Origin of the sequence: Comamonas aquatilis (assembly GCF_965139575.1) — a bacterium.
Classification (GTDB): domain Bacteria; phylum Pseudomonadota; class Gammaproteobacteria; order Burkholderiales; family Burkholderiaceae_C; genus Comamonas; species Comamonas aquatilis.
This window is the reverse complement of the sequence record NZ_CBCSIW010000003.1, coordinates 245386-264836: the sequence shown is the minus strand read 5'-3', so window position 1 is coordinate 264836 and position 19451 is coordinate 245386. Positions and strand designations below refer to the sequence as shown.

The 19451-nt window shown below is 55.0% G+C and carries 18 protein-coding genes; 5 read left to right on the top strand and 13 right to left on the bottom strand.

All coding sequences use genetic code 11. The features are described 5' to 3' along the window. The 8 genes from ACNAZA_RS06275 to glyQ form a co-directional block, all read right to left on the bottom strand. Positions 1–1179, bottom strand: a 1179-nt coding sequence (locus ACNAZA_RS06275) for a lipopolysaccharide biosynthesis protein (RefSeq protein ID WP_415795616.1), incomplete at its 3' end; no start/stop codon positions are given. After that, positions 1176–3041 carry an acyltransferase family protein gene (locus ACNAZA_RS06270; RefSeq protein WP_415795614.1) on the bottom strand — a complete coding sequence of 622 codons (1866 nt, stop codon included), beginning with the start codon at positions 3039–3041 and terminating at the stop codon, positions 1176–1178. The genes ACNAZA_RS06270 and ACNAZA_RS06275, both read right to left, overlap by 4 nt. A gap of 62 nt (positions 3042–3103) precedes the next feature. Further along, the gene (locus ACNAZA_RS06265) at positions 3104–4192 is read right to left on the bottom strand and encodes a DegT/DnrJ/EryC1/StrS family aminotransferase (protein ID WP_415795612.1); all 1089 of its coding nucleotides are present in this window, start codon (positions 4190–4192) and stop codon (positions 3104–3106) included. 58 nt (positions 4193–4250) lie between these two features. Beyond that, the gene (wbpD, locus tag ACNAZA_RS06260; RefSeq protein WP_415795611.1) at positions 4251–4829 is read right to left on the bottom strand and encodes a UDP-2-acetamido-3-amino-2,3-dideoxy-D-glucuronate N-acetyltransferase; all 579 of its coding nucleotides are present in this window, start codon (positions 4827–4829) and stop codon (positions 4251–4253) included. Beyond that, positions 4826–5773 (bottom strand): Gfo/Idh/MocA family protein, encoded by a 948-nt coding sequence (locus tag ACNAZA_RS06255; protein WP_415795609.1) that lies wholly within the window; start codon positions 5771–5773, stop codon positions 4826–4828. Before ACNAZA_RS06255 ends, wbpD begins: the two co-directional genes overlap by 4 nt. 15 nt (positions 5774–5788) lie before the next feature. Further along, positions 5789–7084: a nucleotide sugar dehydrogenase gene (locus ACNAZA_RS06250; RefSeq protein WP_415795608.1), complete on the bottom strand. Its 1296-nt coding sequence runs from the start codon at positions 7082–7084 to the stop codon at positions 5789–5791. A 75-nt stretch (positions 7085–7159) separates the two neighbouring features. Next, complete coding sequence (gene glyS, locus ACNAZA_RS06245) at positions 7160–9283, bottom strand: glycine--tRNA ligase subunit beta (RefSeq protein ID WP_415795606.1); 2124 nt, start codon at positions 9281–9283, stop codon at positions 7160–7162. A gap of 89 nt (positions 9284–9372) precedes the next feature. Continuing rightward, complete coding sequence (gene glyQ, locus ACNAZA_RS06240; RefSeq protein ID WP_120971588.1) at positions 9373–10311, bottom strand: glycine--tRNA ligase subunit alpha; 939 nt, start codon at positions 10309–10311, stop codon at positions 9373–9375. A gap of 383 nt (positions 10312–10694) precedes the next feature. Between glyQ and ACNAZA_RS06235 the strand changes: the two genes are divergently transcribed. The 3 genes from ACNAZA_RS06235 to ACNAZA_RS06225 all read left to right on the top strand — a co-directional run bounded on the left by ACNAZA_RS06235 (position 10695) and on the right by ACNAZA_RS06225 (position 13413). Then, positions 10695–11807: an SPFH domain-containing protein gene (locus ACNAZA_RS06235; protein WP_415795605.1), complete on the top strand. Its 1113-nt coding sequence runs from the start codon at positions 10695–10697 to the stop codon at positions 11805–11807. A 31-nt stretch (positions 11808–11838) separates the two neighbouring features. Then, positions 11839–12222 (top strand): bleomycin resistance protein, encoded by a 384-nt coding sequence (locus tag ACNAZA_RS06230; protein WP_415795604.1) that lies wholly within the window; start codon positions 11839–11841, stop codon positions 12220–12222. Between the two features lie 96 nt (positions 12223–12318). Continuing rightward, positions 12319–13413: a TFIIB-type zinc ribbon-containing protein gene (locus ACNAZA_RS06225; RefSeq protein ID WP_415795603.1), complete on the top strand. Its 1095-nt coding sequence runs from the start codon at positions 12319–12321 to the stop codon at positions 13411–13413. A 31-nt stretch (positions 13414–13444) separates the two neighbouring features. On the opposite strand, the gene rfbC is transcribed toward ACNAZA_RS06225, so the two are convergent. From rfbC to ACNAZA_RS06200, 5 genes are read right to left on the bottom strand one after another with little or no spacing between them, the layout of a single operon-like run. Next, positions 13445–13996, bottom strand: coding sequence for a dTDP-4-dehydrorhamnose 3,5-epimerase (gene rfbC / locus ACNAZA_RS06220; RefSeq protein WP_415795602.1), 552 nt, complete (start codon positions 13994–13996; stop codon positions 13445–13447). Then, positions 13993–14880, bottom strand: a complete 888-nt coding sequence (gene rfbA / locus ACNAZA_RS06215) for a glucose-1-phosphate thymidylyltransferase RfbA (RefSeq protein WP_415795601.1) — start codon at positions 14878–14880, stop codon at positions 13993–13995. Before rfbA ends, rfbC begins: the two co-directional genes overlap by 4 nt. 26 nt (positions 14881–14906) lie before the next feature. After that, entirely contained in the window at positions 14907–15806 is a 900-nt protein-coding gene (rfbD, locus tag ACNAZA_RS06210; protein ID WP_415795600.1) for a dTDP-4-dehydrorhamnose reductase, read from the bottom strand. Next, positions 15803–16867, bottom strand: coding sequence for a dTDP-glucose 4,6-dehydratase (gene rfbB, locus ACNAZA_RS06205; RefSeq protein ID WP_415795599.1), 1065 nt, complete (start codon positions 16865–16867; stop codon positions 15803–15805). Before rfbB ends, rfbD begins: the two co-directional genes overlap by 4 nt. Positions 16868–16904: 37 nt before the next feature. Further along, entirely contained in the window at positions 16905–17681 is a 777-nt protein-coding gene (locus ACNAZA_RS06200; protein ID WP_415795598.1) for a type III pantothenate kinase, read from the bottom strand. 173 nt (positions 17682–17854) lie between these two features. Here ACNAZA_RS06200 and lysM point away from each other — a divergent pair, with 173 nt between their 5' ends. Together lysM and galE are read left to right on the top strand one after the other, a co-directional pair. Further along, entirely contained in the window at positions 17855–18325 is a 471-nt protein-coding gene (lysM, locus tag ACNAZA_RS06195; protein ID WP_415795597.1) for a peptidoglycan-binding protein LysM, read from the top strand. A gap of 83 nt (positions 18326–18408) precedes the next feature. Beyond that, a complete protein-coding gene (galE, locus tag ACNAZA_RS06190) occupies positions 18409–19431 on the top strand; it encodes a UDP-glucose 4-epimerase GalE (RefSeq protein WP_415795596.1) in 1023 nt (340 codons plus the stop codon). The last annotated feature ends 20 nt before the right edge of the window (positions 19432–19451 follow it).

Genomic DNA, 19451 nt, shown 5'->3' with positions numbered 1-19451 from the left:
CATAACGGCATAAGCTGCACTATAGCCAATCAATGTTGATTCATATGAATGAAAAACATATAAGGCGGCAACGGTTACCAACATCAGAGCAGCTTGCCAGATCAAGTCAATGTGCTGCCGCTCCACAAGATAAGCCATATAACTCAAAGGACTGGCAATCATCCTCATTGCAAACATCGGTAACAACCAAATTGCCATGCGACTCGCTGGAAGCCATTCAGCCCCAAATGCCACGCGAAATATATCTTCCGCCAAGACAACTGTCCCAGCGACGAGAAAAATTGATGCAAGAAGAAGTGCCATCAAGGTTTTAATGTACAGACTCTGGCAGTTTCCAATCTTCTGAATACTTTGAATCGCATATCGCTTGAAGACATCCAGTACAGCCTTTCCAACAAGTCCAATAGGGGCACCCAAGACTCTCATTGTCAATGCCAGATAGCCAGCCACCTCATGGCCAAAACGGTAGGATATAACCAACACTGGCAACTGTCCCGCAGCCGTGTTGATCGCGTCAGCTGGCAAAGCATACAAAGGGAAACTTTTATATCTAGAAAAAAAAATTTTAAATTCTATTACACGAAAAAACTGCGCATCAATGAAACTCGGCATTAGCTTTACGGACCATAAAAATGCAATGCCAGTTGCAGCGACAAACCCTACTACCAAACTGATGGCAGTAGGATATTTAAACCCTATGCCAATTTGCGCCAGCACCAGAGTTGATGCCTGCACCAAACGCATGGCATTTAATTTATTATAAAGTCCTTCCGCCGCAGCCCAGGTTTGCCAGATCTGATTCAATGCAAGGCACAAGGCGGCCGGAACAATCATCAGCAACAGCGCCGCAGAACCAGGAAAATAATGTCTAACGCTTGGAAAAAAACTGGCAGCGATCATGCATATAAAAATCAGGACTGCCGTCATGATAGTCACCGCAAAGATGATAAATACAGCCTTTACTCTGTCCATTCCATCGGCAGCGATGGCTAGCATTGCCTCAAATCGCAGCGTCACAACAATAGACACAAAGGTAACTATTGCCAGCCAAGTTGAGAATTCGCCAAAATCACTGGGAGCAAAGATTCTTGCGATGAACAGCGATCCGATGATCGGTATTGATTGGGCAACTAAAGTACCTGCGAAAACCGATGAAACATTTTTCCAGAAATTACTCACTTAATTTCCTTGGCGATCGGATCTTTTTCAATGACAAATTCGAAGTATTTTTTAGCCTGCCCAGCGTAATAAGAAATCCCCTTCTCATTCATGTGACTCTCATCATAATAAATGATGTCCCCATTAAATATAGGGGCCTGCTCAAATAGACTAAGGTCATCCAATTTCAAATACATAACATTGGAACCAATTTCAACGATTTCCTTCACTGCATCATTTTTGGCCAAATAAATATCATTGCGGCTCGCCATATTCCTAAGACCAAGCGTATCGAAACGGCGACTGCGCATTGGACTCTTGTTAAACAAGGGGATCTGGCTGATCACATATTTATGTGCCTGCGGAGCTCCATATTTTAGAAAATCAGCCAGCGCGTTCCTGAATCGATCACTCTGCAATTGCCAGCTCCACATGCCCGCCAGGAATATGGTATTGGCCTGCCTAATATAGGTTTCAGCCTCTTTGATTTGCTTCTGGCAGGCTTCTTGTGCCCACTCCGCAATCCGCTGAAAGTCAAACCCCGGAATGGTGACGCAGCTACTAGCTGTGATGATGCGCGCCTTGAAGCCCTGCTCCTTACCCAGTTGGTCAAAAAACAGATTGAGCATGGCGGCATGGGAGTCCCCCAATACGAGTACCTCCGTTTCACTGCTCAGATCACCCTTCAGACAGTCACCAACAATCTGCCCGTGGCAAATGGTGGCTGGTTCTGCGTAGCGCTGGTACTCGATGGGCAGCGGCGGCGGTGACAGCGCCTGATTGAGTGTTGCCATGCTCGGCACGGTGACCAAGGTCGCGCATGCCAGCAGGCCGTAGCCCACGACTTGACGAACGCCCACACGACTGGCTCGCAGCGGAGCCTCCACACCATAGAAGGACAAAGTGGCCAGCAGCAAAGTAAGAGCGAGGAACAGCAGACTAAAGGGCATGTCCAGCAACTGTTCTCCGGTGTAATAACGCAGCAAGGCCAGTACTGGCCAATGCCACAAGTAGAGCGAATACGACAGTTGGCCCACCCAGACCATGGGACGACTACCCAGCAGGCGCTGGGTAAAGCCCTGTGAAGGATTCAAAAGAATGAGCGCTGCGCCCACCACAGGCAGCAATGCCTGCATCCCAGGGAAGGGACCTAGCCGGGGCTGCACAACAGCCGCCAACAATATCAGCACTAAGCCCGCACCAGCGGTCCAAGCGTGCCGCCCACTTTTGCAACTATACGAATACGCAGCAATCAAACCACCAGCGAAAAACTCGGGCAGGCGGGCATACAGGCTGTAATAGGTATCTTGATGGATGTCCAGCACGCTCAGACGGTATTGCGCTAGGACAGTTAGGCCGACGAGCAGAAGACCCAACATCCACTTGAGTGCTCTGACTGGGAACAACAGAACTAGAAATGGCGCCAGCAGGTAAAACTGGACTTCCACTGCCAGCGACCAGGTGTGCAGCAGAGGCTGCTCATGACTGGCCGGAGCGAAGTAATCACCAAAACCAGAAAAATAGCTATTGCTGTGAAACCAAGCAGCCTGGTCCAGGCCTTTTTTGTAGATTGCTAAATCTTGTGGCAATAGCAATACTGCAGCTAACAAAGACACCAGTACCAGCATCGCGAAATATGCTGGTGCGATGCGCTTGAGGCGGCTGATATAGAAGTAGCGCAGCGTAGCTGTCAACCGATAGTCCGGCTGAACCTTTTTCTGTAGCAGGATGCATACGATAAGGTAGCCCGAGATGACCAGAAACACATCTACACCAACAAACCCGCCAGGCAACCAAGCAGGGTTGTAGTGGAACAGCATCACGGCCAGCACCGCGATAGCGCGCAAGCCCTGAATGTCAGGACGGTAATGAGTGGTACTCATAAATTGGTGCTAAAAATCAATAGCAGCCAACGACCGCCTGACAATGGTTTATATGTACTTTTTCAATTGCAAGCGTTGGCAACAGCCTGGGTCACTCGCAGAATGCTGCTTTCATCCAGATAAGGATGCATGGGCAGGCTTGTCACCTTTTGTGCTACAGCATCGCCTACTGGCAAATGCACGTGAGCATCCGCCACGGCTGGCTGTTTGTTGAGAGGTATCGGATAGTGCACGGCAGTGGGTATGCCTACAACTTTGAGTTGCTCCTGTACTTGCTCTCGGCGGTCCACCTGAATGGTGTATTGCGCCCAAGCACTGGTGTTATGCACTTCAATATGGGGAGAAGTACTGATGCCATGCTGGCCAAGCAACTGCGTATAGCGCTGGGCGACTTGGCGCCGCTGCGCGATTTCCTCATCCAGTACAGCCAGCTTGGGCAACAAAATGGCAGCCTGCAGGGTATCCAACCTGCTGTTCACTCCAACACGCACATGGTGATAACGACGATCCTGGCCATGGCGCGCAATTTGGCGCATGACCTGGGCCAGCTCATCATCGTTGGTGAAGATAGCGCCACCGTCCCCATAGCAGCCCAGAGGCTTGCTGGGGAAAAAACTGGTGCAGGCTATTGTGGTGAGGTTGCAGCTTTTCTTGCCTTTGTACGTTGCACCAAAGCTCTGCGCCGCATCCTCAATGACGGGAATACCGTGCTTTTGTGCAATGGCATTGATGGCGCCATAATCCGCGCACTGACCATAAAGGCTAACGGGAATAATGGCTTTGGTGCGCGGAGTAATGGCTGCCTCAAGCTGCGCGGGATCCAGATTGTAAGTGCGGCGGTCCACATCCACATAAACCGGTTTGGCGCCCAGCAGAGCCACGGTTTCAGCGGTAGCGATATAGGTAAATCCGGGAGTGATGACCTCATCACCTGGCCCAATGCCCAGCGCCATCTGCGCGATCTGCAGCGCATCGGTGCCGTTGGCTACGCTGATGCAATATTTGGCCCCTGTATAGGCAGCCAACTTTTCTTCCAGCTCGGCCACTTCGGGGCCTAGTATGTATTGGCCATGCACCAAGACGCGTTCGATGCCTGCATCGATGTCGCGCTTTAGCCGCTGGTATTGAGTTTTGAGATCGATGAAGTCCATGGGTCTATGAATTTTCGCCCCCACAACATTCCGCGAGGGATAATGCAGGGGAATAAGGTCAAGGGATCTGGGTCAGCGCACAGCCTTGAAGCACATAGCGGACACCGCTATGCGTACAAGTCACCTCGGCCTGCCCTTCCAAAGGCAGGTCCAGTTGCTCTCCGAATTCGCTCATCCAGCCAATCTGGCGGGCGGGAACACCGACCATCAAGGCATAGGCCGGTACGTCCTTGTTGACTACGGCTCCTGCGCCGATAAAAGCGTATTCGCCAATAGTGCTTCCACAAACAATGGTGCAATTCGCACCTAGAGTGGCACCTTTTTTTACAAAAGTGCTCCTGTATTCGCTTTTGCGCTCAATAAGCGAACGAGGGTTGTACACATTGGTGAACACCATGCTGGGACCACAGAAAACGCCCTCTTCCAACGTAACGTTGTCATACACGCTGACGTTGTTCTGTATCTTGCACCTGTCGCCGATGACGACCTGATTGCCCACAAACACGTTTTGACCGAGCGAGACACCTTTGCCAATGCGGGCGCCAGCACAGACATGCACAAAGTGCCAGATGCGCGAGCCTTCTCCGATCTGGGCACCTTCATCAACAATTGCGCTGTCGTGCTTGGAGTAGCTCATGCACTCACCTTGACCAGCAGTGGGTGTGGGTTGGCGGGACTGGTGGTAATGGGCGCAGTGCGAATGACTTCCACCGTGGCAATAGCGGCACGATTGTCTTCTGTGCCGTAGCCTTTGCCCTCCAGCACGCGCTGGTAGCTTTGTGTGTGCAGATCGGTAAAGCCACCGGAAAACTCCAACTCTTCGCCTTCAATGGTGATGCTGCGATAGGTGAGTTTTTCTCCCTTGACTGCATTGGCTGGCAGGTGATTGGCATCAATCGAGAGGAACCAACGCACGCGGGCGCGTTCATACTCCAGATAACCGGCTGTGGTTTTTTCGTCGCGGTAATGGACTTCGTTTTTGACAATATTGCCAAAGATAAAGTGCAGCATATCGTAGAAGTGCACACCGATGTTGGTGGCCACACCTCCAGATTTTTCATCAAAGCCTTTCCAGGATTTGAGGTACCACTTGCCGCGCGAAGTGAGATACGTCAGATCCACATCAAACACTTTGCCAGCGGGCGCGTTTTGCACCTTTTCGCGCAACGCCAGAATCGAGGGGTGCAAGCGTAGCTGAAGAATGGAGTTAACCTGGGCACCGTAGGCGGCCTCGTAGCGCAAAAGGGTATCTAGGTCGGCTGTGTGCAGCACCAGTGGCTTTTCGCAAATGACATCGATGCCGTTTTGCAGCGCAAACTTCATGTGCGGCAGGTGCAAGTAGTTGGGCGAGCAGATGGCAATGTAGTCCAGCTTTCGACCTTGGAGTTTCAAGTCTTCCACGTAGGCGGAAAAGGCTTCAAATTCGGTAAAAAACTCGGCATCGGGGAAATGGCTATCCATAATTCCGACAGAGTCGTTCACATCCATAGCCACCAACAGGTTGTTGCCAGTGTCTTTGATGGCTTTGAGGTGGCGCGGTGCAATATAGCCAGCGGCGCCAATGAGGGCAAAGTTCTTCATGATGTTGTGCAAGGTTTACAGGCGAAACACGCTGAAGCCGGAATCGGCCATTGCATGACGGTCATACAGGCTTTTCACATCAGCCAGCACAGGCTGATTGCTGCGTGTCAAGGCTTTGAGTTGCAAAGGCGTGAGGGCGCGGTATTCGTTGTGTCCCACGGCCACAACCAAGGCATCGACCGGTTGCTCAGGGCTAATCTGCCCCAAGGAAATACCGTATTCATGCTGCACTTCGGCCGCATCGGCCCAGGCATCGGCCACCACAACCTGGGCACCCCAGCTTTCGAACTCACGCACCATGTCAGCAACCTTGCTGTTGCGGATATCCGGGCAGTTTTCCTTGAAAGTGATACCCAGCACACCGATGCGGCAGCGCGGCACGTCCAGACCGTTTTGCAACATACGCTTGATGGTTGTGCGAGCTACGTAACGCGCCATGTTGTCATTGATACGGCGCCCCGCCAAAATGACTTGTGGATGGTAGCCAACCTGCTCTGCCTTATGGGTCAGATAATAGGGGTCAACACCAATACAGTGCCCACCTACCATGCCCGGGCGGAAAGGCAAGAAATTCCATTTGCTGCCTGCAGCCTCCAAGACATCCAGAGTATCAATGTCCAAGCGGGCAAAAATAACGGACAGTTCATTGACCAACGCAATATTCAAGTCACGCTGGGTATTTTCAATTACTTTGGCTGCCTCTGCCACCTTGATACTGCTGGCCTTATGAGTGCCCGCTGTGATGATTTCGCAATACAGGCTATCCACGGCATGCGCCACCGCCGGAGTGCTTCCACTGGTGATTTTTTTGATCGTGGTCAGTGTGTTAACTTTATCTCCGGGGTTAATGCGCTCGGGACTGTAGCCGCAAAAAAAATCCTGGTTGAACTTTAGACCGCTGATACGTTCCAGCTCGGGTACGCAGACTTCTTCGGTGGCACCGGGATATACGGTGGATTCGTAAATTACCACATCACCTTTTTTCAGCGCGGCCCCCACGGTCTGACTGGCTTTGATCAGAGGGGTGAGGTCTGGCCGGTTTGCCTCCCCCACCGGAGTCGGGACAGTCACAATAAAGATGTGACACTTCTTTAGATCATCCACTTGGCAGCTGTAGCGCAAATGCGCTGCAGCGTGTAGCTGATCGGCTGTGCATTCCAAGGTGTGATCCTTGCCGCCTTGCAATTCTTCGATGCGCGCCCGATTAATATCAAAACCAAGCACCGGACGGTGTTTACCAAACTCCACTGCCAACGGCAGACCAACATACCCAAGGCCGATAATGGCGATAGTGGCATCTGAAAAATTCATGGAATCAGTTTTCCTTAAAAATCGCTTGCGCCATGGCATCGCACATAACCCTGGCCATGGTAAATAAATTACAGATCACACGGCCAATTTGGCCAAATCCGCCACCCGATTCATCGCTACATACAGTTTGACCAGAAGGCCAAGGCGATTGCACTTCAGAGCTTCATCTTCAGCATTCACCATCACATGCTCAAAAAAGGCATCCACAGGAGCGCGCAATGATGCCAGGGTTTGCAGGCTGGCGGTGTAATCACCCGCGGCAAACTGTTGCTGAGCCTTGGGCCCCACTTGTTGCAACACGGCATAAAGGTCTTTTTCAGCTTGCTCCACCAGCAACGCTTCGTTGACTTGAGGCTGGACGGCAGTTTCTGCCTTCTTCAAAATATTGCCCACGCGCTTGTTGGCTGCAGCCAACGCCGGCGCTTCAGGCAATGCAGCAAACGCGCGTACGGCATCTAGACGCTTTTGCACGTCGGACAGGCGCTGAGGCTGCAAAGCCAGCACGGCCTCCACTTCCTGGGCACTAAAGCCTTGGTCGCGGAACAAATTGGCCAAGCGGTCGTAAATGAATTCAACCAGCTGAGGCGTAGTATCCTGAATATCCTGAATCTTGTCGCCAAAGGCGGGCAAGGTGCTGACCAGCAGGGTTTGCAGATCCAGTTCCAGATCTTTTTCCACCAGCATGCGGATCACGCCCAGGGCATGGCGGCGCAGGGCGAAGGGGTCGCGGTCGCCGGTGGGCAGGTTGCCTATGCCAAACATGCCGACCAGGGTTTCCAGCTTGTCGGCCAAGGCCACGACTACACCGACATCGCCACGAGGCAGCTCGTCGCCGGCAAAACGGGGCTTGTAATGGTCCTCGATGGCATCGGCCACAGCCACATCCAGGCCGTCGTTCAGGGCATAGTAGCGGCCCATGATGCCTTGCAGCTCGGGGAACTCACCCACCATGTCGGTCACCAAATCGGTCTTGGCCAACATCGCAGCTTGGTCGGCCTGACGGCCCAGATCCGGTTGGCCCAGTTGCTGGGCAATGGACTTGGCAATGGTGCGCACGCGGGCGATGCGCTCGCCTTGTGTGCCCAGCTTGTTGTGATAGACCACTTTGTCCAGCTGCTCCACGCGGCTGGCCAGGGTTTTCTTGCGGTCCTGGTCGAAGAAGAATTTGGCGTCGGCCAAGCGCGGGCGTACCACACGCTCATTGCCGCCGGTCACGGCGCTTGCATCCTGCGGGCTGATATTGCTCACCACCAGAAACTGGTTGCTGAGCTTGCCGTTCGCATCCAGCAGCGGGAAGTACTTCTGGTTGGCCTTCATGGTCAGGATCAGGCATTCCTGCGGCACGTCGAGAAATTCCTTCTCGAATTCGCAGACCAGCACATTGGGGCGCTCGACCAGGGCCGTCACCTCGTCGAGCAGCGCTTCGTCTTCAATAGCGCTTACGCCTCCACCTACGCGCTCGGCAGCCGCTTTGAGCTGGCGGGCAATATCGGCACGGCGCTCGGTGAAGCTGGCGATCACGGCACCTTCTTCGCGCAGTTGCTCGGCATAGCTGTCGGCACTTTGAATGACAACGGGGTCTACAGCGGCTTCAAAGCGGTGGCCGTGCGTGGCAGAGCCGGCAGTCAGGCCCAGGGCTTTCACACCGATCAACACCTCGGTGCCGTGCATCACGACCAGACCATGGGCTGGGCGCACAAAGTGCACGCTGCTCCAGCCGTCTTGAAGCTGGTAGCGCATGACCTTGGGGATGGGCAGCTTGGCCAGGGCTTCATCCAGCGCTTTTTGCGCGCCGTCCGTGAGCGTCACGCCCTTGGCAGTGGATTCGAAGAACAGGGCTTCGGCCTTGCCTTCGCCCTGGCGCTTCAAATCGGCCGCGGCGGTTTCGTCTGCACCCAAAGCAGCCAGCTTCTTGAGCAATGCGGGCGTGGGCTTGCCTTCGGCGTCCAGGCCGACGGAGACAGGCATCAGCTTTTGCGAGATGGCCTTGTCTTCACCCTGAGGCAGGACTTCGGTAATGTACACGGCCAGACGGCGCGGCGAGGCATAGGCCGTCAGACGCGATTCGGTAGAGGCCAGCAAGCCCTGGGCTTTGAGCTGATCAAACAGCACGCTGGCAAAAGCGTCACCGAGCTTTTGCAGCACCTTGGGCGGCAGCTCTTCAACAAACAGTTCAACCAGTAAATTCGATGCGTTCATAATATTTTGATAACTACCAGCGCTTGAAAAATAAGGGCTGACAGCTGAAATTGCTTATATAGTGGGCTTGGGATGGCGTAACGATGGAGTTACGCGGCCTTCTTGGCTTGCTGCTCGGCGGCTTTCGCCAGTTCGGCCAGCACTTCCTCTGCATGGGCCTTGGGCGCCATGGGGAAGCCCAGGCGAGCACGGCTGTCCAGATAGCTCTTGCCCACGGCACGGGCCAGGTTGCGGATGCGGGCTATATAGGCTGCGCGCTCGGTCACCGAGATGGCGCCACGTGCATCCAGCAGATTGAAGGTATGGGCGGCCTTGAGCACTTGCTCATAAGCGGGCAGAGCCAGCTCGGCAGCGATCAGCTTGACGGCTGTTTCTTCATGGGCCGTGAAGGCGCTGAACAGGAAGTCCACATTCGAGTGATCGAAGTTGTAAGTGGACTGCTCCACCTCGTTCTGGTGATAGACGTCGCCGTAGGACAGGCCATCGGTCCAGGTCAGGTTGTAGACGTTGTCCACACCTTGCAGATACATGGCCAGGCGCTCCAGGCCGTATGTGATTTCGCCGGTAGCGGGCTTGCAGTCAATGCCAGCCACTTGCTGGAAGTAGGTGAACTGGGTCACCTCCATGCCGTTGAGCCAAACTTCCCAGCCCAGACCCCAGGCGCCCAGCGTCGGGTTTTCCCAGTCGTCTTCCACAAAACGGATGTCGTTCTTCTTCAGATCAAAGCCCAGGGCTTCGAGCGAGCCCAGGTACAGCTCAAGAATGTTGTCCGGCGCAGGCTTGAGCACGACCTGGAACTGATAGTAATGCTGCAGGCGGTTAGGGTTCTCGCCATAGCGGCCGTCCTTGGGGCGACGGCTGGGTTGCACATAGGCGGCCTTCCATGGCTCGGGGCCGATAGCGCGCAAAAAAGTGCCGGTGTGCGATGTCCCTGCGCCCACTTCCATGTCATAGGGCTGGAGCAGTGCGCAGCCATGGTCGGCCCAGTAGGACTGCAGTTTCAGAATGATTTGTTGGAAGGTCAGCATGACTTGGTCGGTCGCGTATCAGGAGCTACCTGGAGCGCTTATTTATATGGGTATGTCTGGCGGCTTGCACCGCGCGTGAACGGTGATTCTAAGTCTCTGTAATCCTACTTAGGCGTAGTCCGTATGCGCGGCCCCACAGGGCGCATTTTCGAGTCCATACGGCAACCGCACATTTCCAAATGTGCAGCAGGCTGGCAGGCCCCGATACAGCAGCTACAGCAAACTCACCGCCATTTACGGTTATCGCCCAATAGAGACCTACGCAAGCCGCTCACTTTTTAACAATTTCCAGAGGCTGAGCAGGCTTTGATGCAGGCTTGACAAGCATTGCCTCCTAGAATGGACTATTGCTATTTCGTAGCCATCTACTTTCGGAGCCTGCCATGGACTTGATGAAAATCATCACCAAGCAACTGATTGAAATCATCGAATGGACCGATGATTCGCGCGATACGCTGTCCTACCGCTGGCCCGATGACGACAAGGAAATCAAGAACGGCGCCCAGCTCATCGTGCGCGAGTCGCAACAGGCGCAATTCGTCTCCACCGGCCAGTTCGCCGATCTGTTCGGCCCGGGCAAGCACTCGCTGACGACGCAGAACATCCCAATCCTGTCCACCATCCAGGGCTGGAAGTACGGTTTCAACTCGCCGTTCAAGTGCGACGTCTACTTCATCAACACCCGCCTGTTCACCGGCAACAAATGGGGGACGTCCAACCCCATCATGATGCGCGACAAGGACTTCGGCGTGGTGCGTCTGCGGGCCTTCGGCACCTACGACTTTCGCATCATCGACCCTGCCAAATTCCTCAAGGAAGTGGCGGGCACGGACCAGAACTTCCGCCTTGACGAGTTTGCCGACACCATGCGCTCGCGCATCGTCAGCATCTTCTCCGAAGCCCTGGCCAAGGCCCAGGTGCCGGCTCTGGACGTGGCCCAGCGCTACAGCGAACTCGGCGATGCCCTGCTGCAGCTGATCAACCCGGCCATGAGCGACAAGTACGGCCTGGAGATCACCAGCTTTTTGCTGGAAAACGTCTCCGTTCCGCCCGAGGTGGAACAGGCCATCGACAAGCGCTCCAGCATGGGCGCCATCGGCAACCTCAACGACTATGTGAAGTATCAGATGGGTCAAGCCATGGCCAACGGCGGCGAAGGCGCGGCGGCAGCCACCATCCCCGCCACCATGGCCATGGGCTTTGGTATGGCCCAGGAGATGATGAAGGGCATGCAAACCGGTGCAGCCGGCCTGCCTGCCGGTGCGACAGCTGCCACCGACCCGTTCTCGCCTGCGGCCGCTCAGGCGGCACAGGCCACGGCGGCACCCGCAGCAAGCGGACTGCAGGTGCTGACCCCGGCCCAAGCCGCTCAAGTACTGGGCGTGGCCGAAGCCGATGTCATGGCCGAAATCCAGGCCGGCAACCTCAAGGCCCGCCAGATTGGCAGCCAGTGGCGTATCGCCCAAGCTGCACTTGACGACTTTCTGCGCGGTTGATTCAAAAACTTCATAGCAGATAGCGATTGCCATGACTGGTCCCAACCCTGTTTTTATCAGTACCACGCCTGTGCTGGCATCGCTGGATATTGCGCGCACGGTTGCGTTTTATGCACGCGTGCTGGGCGCCAAATCCATACACGCCCAACCCGGCGAGTACGGTATCGTCTCGCTGGGCGGGCTGGAACTGCACTTCTGGGCCTGCACAGATGCCGCCATTCCCAAATTGACCAGCTGCCGCATTCAGGTGGCGGGCATTTCGGCTCTGCATGCACAGTGCCTGGCCCAAAACGCGGTTCACCCCAACGGCGGCCTCTGCTGCCAGCCCTGGGGCACCCAGGAGTTCAGCTTTCTGGATGAGGACGGCAATTGCGTCACCTTCTACGAAGTGCAGCAAGCCGCGCCAGCCTCCTGACCTTTTTCCATTGTTGCCGTGGCTACACCTCCCGCCTCTACTACCACCTCCTCCAACCTTTCCTTCACTGCAGCACCTGAAGCTGCGCCGCCCTCCATGGTCCGCAAGCACCCTTGTCCCGAGTGCGGAGCCAATCTGGAATGGAATGCCAAAGCCCAGGCCCTCAAATGCCCTTATTGCGGCACCCAAGTGCCCTGGAGCGAGGATACGCGCGAAGAGCTGGGCCGCGAGGTGGCAGAGCTGGATTTGGCACAAGCCCTGCGCAACCCAGCCGCAGGCCGGGGCTGGGGAACCGAGGAGCGCTATGAGGTGCAGTGCCAGAACTGCCGGGCGATCTCGGTGTTTTTGGATCGCAAGGTCGCGCAGCGCTGTGATTTTTGCGGCTCGCCCTCCATAGTGGCGCACGAAGAGCGAAACGATGCCATCACGCCGCAAAGCATTCTGCCTTTCAAGATCAGCGACGGGCAGATCCGCGACAAGATTCGCCAGTGGTATGGCAGCCGCTGGTTTGCACCCAGCAAGCTCAAAAGCGCAGCACTGACGGATACGCTGCATGGCGTCTATCTGCCCTACTGGACTTTCGACGCCCATGCCTCCGCCCGCTGGCAAGCCGAAGCAGGTTTCTATTACTACACCACCGAAACCTATCGCGACGCCAGCGGCAACACGCAAACGCGGCAGGTCCAGCATGTGCGTTGGGAGCCTGCAGCGGGTAGCCTTCAGCATTTCTTTGATGATGAACTGGTACCCGGAACCGTGGGTGTGCATCCCCAGTTGCTGCGCCAGGTAGAGCCCTTTCCCACCACCACCGACCTCAAGCCCTATACACCCGAGTTTGTGCGCGGCTGGACGGTGGAGCGCTATCAGGTTGATCTGTCCAAGGCCGCCCAGCTCAACGAGCAGGATATGGATTCACAGCTGCGCAGCCTGTGCTCCCGGCAAGTGCCTGGCGACACGCAGCGCAATCTGCAAGTGCAGCGCGAATACTCAGGCCGCACCTTCAAGCACACGCTGGTGCCGGTCTGGCTGGTGGGCTATACCTACGGCAGCAAAACCTACCAGATTGTGGCCAACGGCTATACCGGCCAAATTGCTGGTGAGAGGCCGTATAGCTGGATGAAGATCATGTTTGCGGTGCTGGCCGCACTGCTGTTGATCCTGCTGATTGCCCCTCTATTTGTTCAGCAATAAAAAGCCGTCTTTTGGTAGCTTTGGCTGTCAACTATGCGAACACATCAGCCCTGCTGAGCGCAGGCTGCTGCTGATCCTTATCAGACAGCGCGAACGGGACATCGAGTTTGGGCCAATCGATGCCGATATAGGGATCATTCCAGAGGACACCACGATCCGCTTGCGGCGAGTAATAGGCAGTGGTCTTGTAAACAAAATCAGCCGTTTCACTAAGCACCAAGAACCCATGGGCAAATCCCGGTGGAATCCACAGCTGGCGATGATTATCTGCCGTCAGCTCCGTCCCAACCCATCGGCCAAAATTAGACGAGCTGCGGCGAATATCCACCACCACATCAAAAACTGCGCCACTCACCACACGCACCAGCTTTCCCTGAGCGTGAGGTGGCAGTTGGTAATGCAGGCCACGCAGAACACCTTTGCTGCTACGGCTGTGATTTTCTTGAATAAACTCACAGCTGCTGCCCGTGGCCTGATTGAACCAATCCTGACGGAAACTTTCGAGAAAGAATCCACGAGCATCGCAAAATACCTGAGGCTCAATCAGTTTGACCTCTGGAATCTCGGTAGGTACGAGCCTCATCTCACGCGACCTTCCAAGCATTGCATCAGGTAACGCCCATAGCCATTCTTCATTAATGGCTTGGCCAGTTCCACGATCTGCTGAGCATCAATCCACCCAGATCGAAAAGCGATTTCCTCTGGACATGCCACTTTCAATCCCTGACGCTGCTCAAGCGTTGCAATGAATTGCCCCGCCTCCAGCAAGCTATCGTGTGTTCCTGTGTCAAGCCATGCATAGCCGCGCCCCATCAACTGCACGTTCAACAGACCACGATCGAGATAAGCTCGGTTCACATCGGTAATTTCCAGCTCTCCTCGCGCTGAAGGTCTAAGAGATTTGGCAATTTCGACAACTTGCGAGTCGTAAAAATACAGACCAGTAACAGCGTAATTTGATTTGGGCTGCAGAGGCTTCTCTTCTATGGAGACAACTTGGCCATTCCCGTCAAATTCAACGACGCCGTAACGATTCGGATCATTCACATGATAGGCAAACACCGTGGCACATTCATGCGCCTGATTGGCACTTGTCACAATACCTTGCAAGTCATGTCCGTAAAAAATATTATCGCCTAACACCAAAGCACAAGATGCCCCATTGAGAAACTCTTCGCCAATCAAAAAAGCCTGAGCCAAGCCATCGGGGCTAGGCTGAACCGCATATTTCAACCTCAACCCCCACTGACTGCCATCTCCGAGCAGTTGCTCAAAACGCGGCGTATCCTGCGGCGTGCTGATCACCAAAATTTCACGAATCCCAGCCAGCATCAGCGTGCTCAGCGGGTAATAAATCATCGGTTTATCGTAGATCGGCAGCAGTTGCTTGCTGATCACCAGAGTCGCGGGATGAAGGCGAGAGCCTGTACCGCCGGCCAAAATAATACCTTTGCGTACTTGCTCCATGTCTAGTCCTCCCTTGTTGCCAGCATTCAGCGGCATAAAATTTCGTACAAAAATCGATCGACTCCATGTTGCCATGCCGGCAATCTGAGCTGCATGGCAGCAGTGAGCTTGCGAGTGTCCAGGCGCGAATTCAAGGGGCGCTGCGCGCCCCTTGGAAACGCCATTGCAGGCACAGCTGAAATCAGCCCCACCTTCCAACCCATATCTGGGCGCAACCTTTGAGCTTCTCCAATCAGATAACTCGCGTAGTTGTGCCAACTCGTCTCCCCTGATGCCGCCAAATGGTATAGCCCCAGATCCATTTTTTGACTCATTGCCTGACGAATCGCATGGGCTGTCACATCAGCGATCAGATCAGCCCCTGTTGGCGCCCCCCACTGATCGTCAATGACATTGAGTTCATCAAGCTCCTGCGCCAGACGCAGCATGGTCTTCGCGAAATTACCGCCGCGTGCGGCATAAACCCAGCTGGTACGGAAAATCAGATGCCGACATCCGCTGGCCTGTATGCGCTGCTCGCCTTCAAGCTTGGTGCGGCCGTATACCGACAAAGGAGCGGTGACATCGCTCTCCACCCAAGGCTGCATGCCGCTGCCATCGAACACATAGTCGGTGCTGTAGTGCACCAGTAAGGCTCCCAGGCTTTTGGCCTCCGTCGCCAGCAACTCTGGCGCCAGAGCATTCAAACGGTGAGCCAGGTCCGGTTCCGATTCCGCCTTGTCCACAGCTGTATGGGCTGCTGCATTGACGATCACATCTGGCCGTGTATGGCGCAAGGTTCGTTGCAACCCCTGCAGATCGGCCAGATCCCCGCAAAGCCCCTCTTCGGCAGTACGCCCCAGAGCGATGACCTCACCCAGCGGAGCAAGACTGCGTTGTAGCTCCCAACCGACCTGTCCATTTTTGCCCAAGAGCAAAATCTTCATGGCTGGTCTGCGTACTGTTTTTGCACCCAGTCACGATAAGAACCAGATTGCACATTGGCCACCCATTGCGGGTTGTCCAAATACCACTGAACCGTCTTGCGAATGCCGGTTTCAAACGTTTCGGCAGGCGTCCATCCCAGTTCGCGCTCTAATTTGCGCGCATCAATGGCATAGCGGCGATCATGACCCGGCCGGTCGGTCACAAAACTGATCTGCTCGACATACGATTTGCCATCCGCACGTGGGCGCATTTCATCCAACAGGCCGCAAACTGTTTTGACGATATCAATATTGGCTTTCTCGTTCCAGCCGCCTACGTTATAGGTTTCGCCCACCTTGCCCGCATCCAGCACACGGCGAATGGCACTGCAATGGTCACGCACATACAGCCAGTCACGCACCTGCATGCCATCGCCATAAATAGGCAATGGCTTTCCTTCCAGTGCATTCACAATCATCAGCGGAATCAGCTTTTCGGGAAAATGCAGCGGACCATAGTTATTGCTGCAATTCGTGGTCAACACGGGCAAGCCATAGGTATGGTGCCATGCACGCACCAGATGATCCGATGCCGCCTTGCTGGCCGAATATGGGCTGTTGGGCTCGTAGTTATGGTCCTCGGTAAATGCAGGCGCTGTAGACGACAGCATGCCATAGACCTCATCCGTGGACACATGCAAAAAGCGAAATTCGGATTTATCGGCCAGCTCCAGACCATTCCAATAACTGCGCACGGATTCCAGCAAGCGGAAAGTTCCCACCACATTGGTCTGGATAAAGTCTTCTGGCCCGTGAATGGAGCGATCCACATGGCTTTCAGCCGCAAAATTGATGATGGCACGAGGTCGGTGTTGAGCCAACAGCTGAGAAATCAGCGCTCCATCCCGAATATCAGTCTGAATAAAAATATGCCGTGGATCATCTTGAATAGAAGACAGATTCTCCAGATTTCCGGCATAGGTCAGCTTATCCAGATTCACGACCGGCTCATCGCTATTCTTGAGCCAATTCAGCACAAAATTGGCGCCAACAAATCCTGCTCCGCCAGTCACAAAAATCATTTTTCGCTCCTGTCGGTCAGCGGTGGATCATTCAGAATTACTGGCCCCAGCGCTTTTGCGCCATCACCAGCAAACCATCGAAGATGAGATTATTCATCAGCTGAAACGGCCGGGTCATGCTCGGCGACATCTTCCAGCCGGCACCGCCAGCCATGATGCACATTGGCTCGGCATTGCACTGCTCGGACAAATGCTGGTACATGCGCTCCACGGCTCCAGCAATGGCATAGGTACCGCCGCTGGTCAAGGCATCACTGGTGTTCTTGGGGAAACGCTGGACGTCACCCGTAGGCACATGCAGGCCTGCGGTCCCCCCTTCGAGGGCTCTGAGCATGATGCCATGGCCCGGGATGATCAAACCGCCAAGGAAGTTTCCTTCTGTGTCCAGCGCATCCACCGTCACTGCCGTGCCCACCATGACGGTGATCAAGGGCCGCGCGGGGCCTTGCTGCAGCATATGGTGGCGCGCACCAATCATGGCTACCCAGCGGTCGGCACCCAGACGCAAGGGGTAGTCATAGCCATTGACCACTCCAGCCTCCTGGGCGGAAGGCACCACCCACAGCGGCTCGAGATTCCAGCCCAGCATCATTTCAATCTGGTCGTGTACACGGCGCTTGGCAGCATCACCAGCCACTACGCAGCCCAGCATGTGATCGGGTGCGGGCAAGCCCGCCCAAGCACCTTCTGCCAGACGCTCGATATGCTCCAGGAATTCCGCGCCATGTGCCAGCAGCGCGGCACCCGGGCGAAAATCGTCATACATGGCCCACTTCAAACGGGTGTTGCCAATGTCTATGGCCAAAAATGTCATGCGGCGGATTATCGGGACTTTTGTATCACCCCCAAGTCAAGATGTCGCATCCATTACAACTGACGCTGAATTTCTTGAAAAGCTGACGGCATGGCTTTGTCCGGCGTGCACCTATCGTTTTTATCGTTAAAGTGGGATGTTCCCCTTGCCCTACTACTTTGAGGAGTCTATTCATGGGTCTTTTCAGTTTCATCAAGGAAGCCGGCGAAAAGCTGTTTGGCGGCGGCGATGCACACGCAGCAGCGCCTTCAGAGGATTTGAATGCCAAAGCAGCCCAGGCCATTGCAGCCTATATCAACACCCAGAATCTGGATGTGACCAATCTCCAGGTGCAATTTGATGCAACCCAAGGCAAGGTGACCGTGCAAGGCGATGCGCCCACGCAAGCGGTCAAGGAAAAAGTGACGCTGTGCTGCGGCAATGTGGCTAATGTGCAGGCTGTGGACAACCAGATCATCGTCACCAACCCCGAACCCGAGGCCCAATTTCACGACGTGGTGCGCGGCGACACGCTGTCGGCCATCTCCAAGAAATACTATGGCGACGCCAACAAATACAACGCCATTTTTGAGGCCAACAAGCCCATGCTGAGCAGCCCGGACAGAATCTATCCCGGCCAGAAGCTGCGTATTCCAGCCCTGTAATCCGTCCTGGCCAATCAATCAAAGCGCTCATCGAGCGCTTTTTTCATCTCACGCCAAAGAGCACACACGCTAGACTTGGGGCCATGAAAACCTTGCTCACCGGCGGCGCCGGCTATATCGGCAGTCATACCGCCATCGAATTGCTGCAGCATGGCCACGAAGTGGTCATTTTGGACAATTTCAGCAACAGCCACCCTGAAGCCATACGCCGTGTGGAGCGCATTACGGGCCGCCATATTCCGGTCGTCGAGGGCGATGTCCGAGATCAGGGCTTGCTCGAGAAGGTACTGGCTGAACACCGCATCGACAGCGTGGTCCACTTTGCGGGGAAAAAAGCTGTGGGTGAATCCGTGGCCCAACCGCTGGATTACTACGACAACAATGTCAACGGAACGCTGGTGCTGCTGCGCGCCATGAAGAACCAAGGTGTGGATAAGCTGGTGTTCAGCTCGTCAGCCACGGTCTACGGAACGCCCCAATATCTGCCACTCAACGAAGTTCACCCAACTTCGGTCACCAATCCATATGGCCGCAGCAAGCTGATGGTGGAAGAGACTCTGGCCGACCTGTTTCATTCCGATCCACTTTGGTCTATCGCCGTACTGCGCTACTTCAACCCCATCGGAGCCCATGCCAGCGGGCTGATCGGGGAAGATCCCGCGGATATCCCGAACAATCTGCTCCCATACATCGCTCAGGTTGCCGTGGGTCGTCGCGAAAAGCTTCAGATTTTTGGCGGCGACTACGCCACTGTCGATGGCACAGGTGTACGCGACTACATCCATGTGGTGGATCTGGCCCGTGGTCACGTCAAAGCCCTGGAAACATTACAGAACCTGCCCCAACCCGAGTTGCTGACCGTCAATCTCGGTACCGGCAAGGGCTACAGCGTTCTGGAAGTTCTGCAGGCGTTCGAAAAAGCCTGTGGCAAGGCCCTGCCCTACGCCGTTGCTGAACGCCGCCCTGGAGACGTGGCCAGCTGCTACGCAGATCCTCTTCATGCCCGCAAAGTGCTGGGCTGGCAGGCCGAACATGATCTTGAGACCATGTGCGCCGACACCTGGCGCTGGCAAAGCCAGAACCCCAACGGCTATCAAAGCAGCTGAGCTCGTTCAATGGTCCGCCC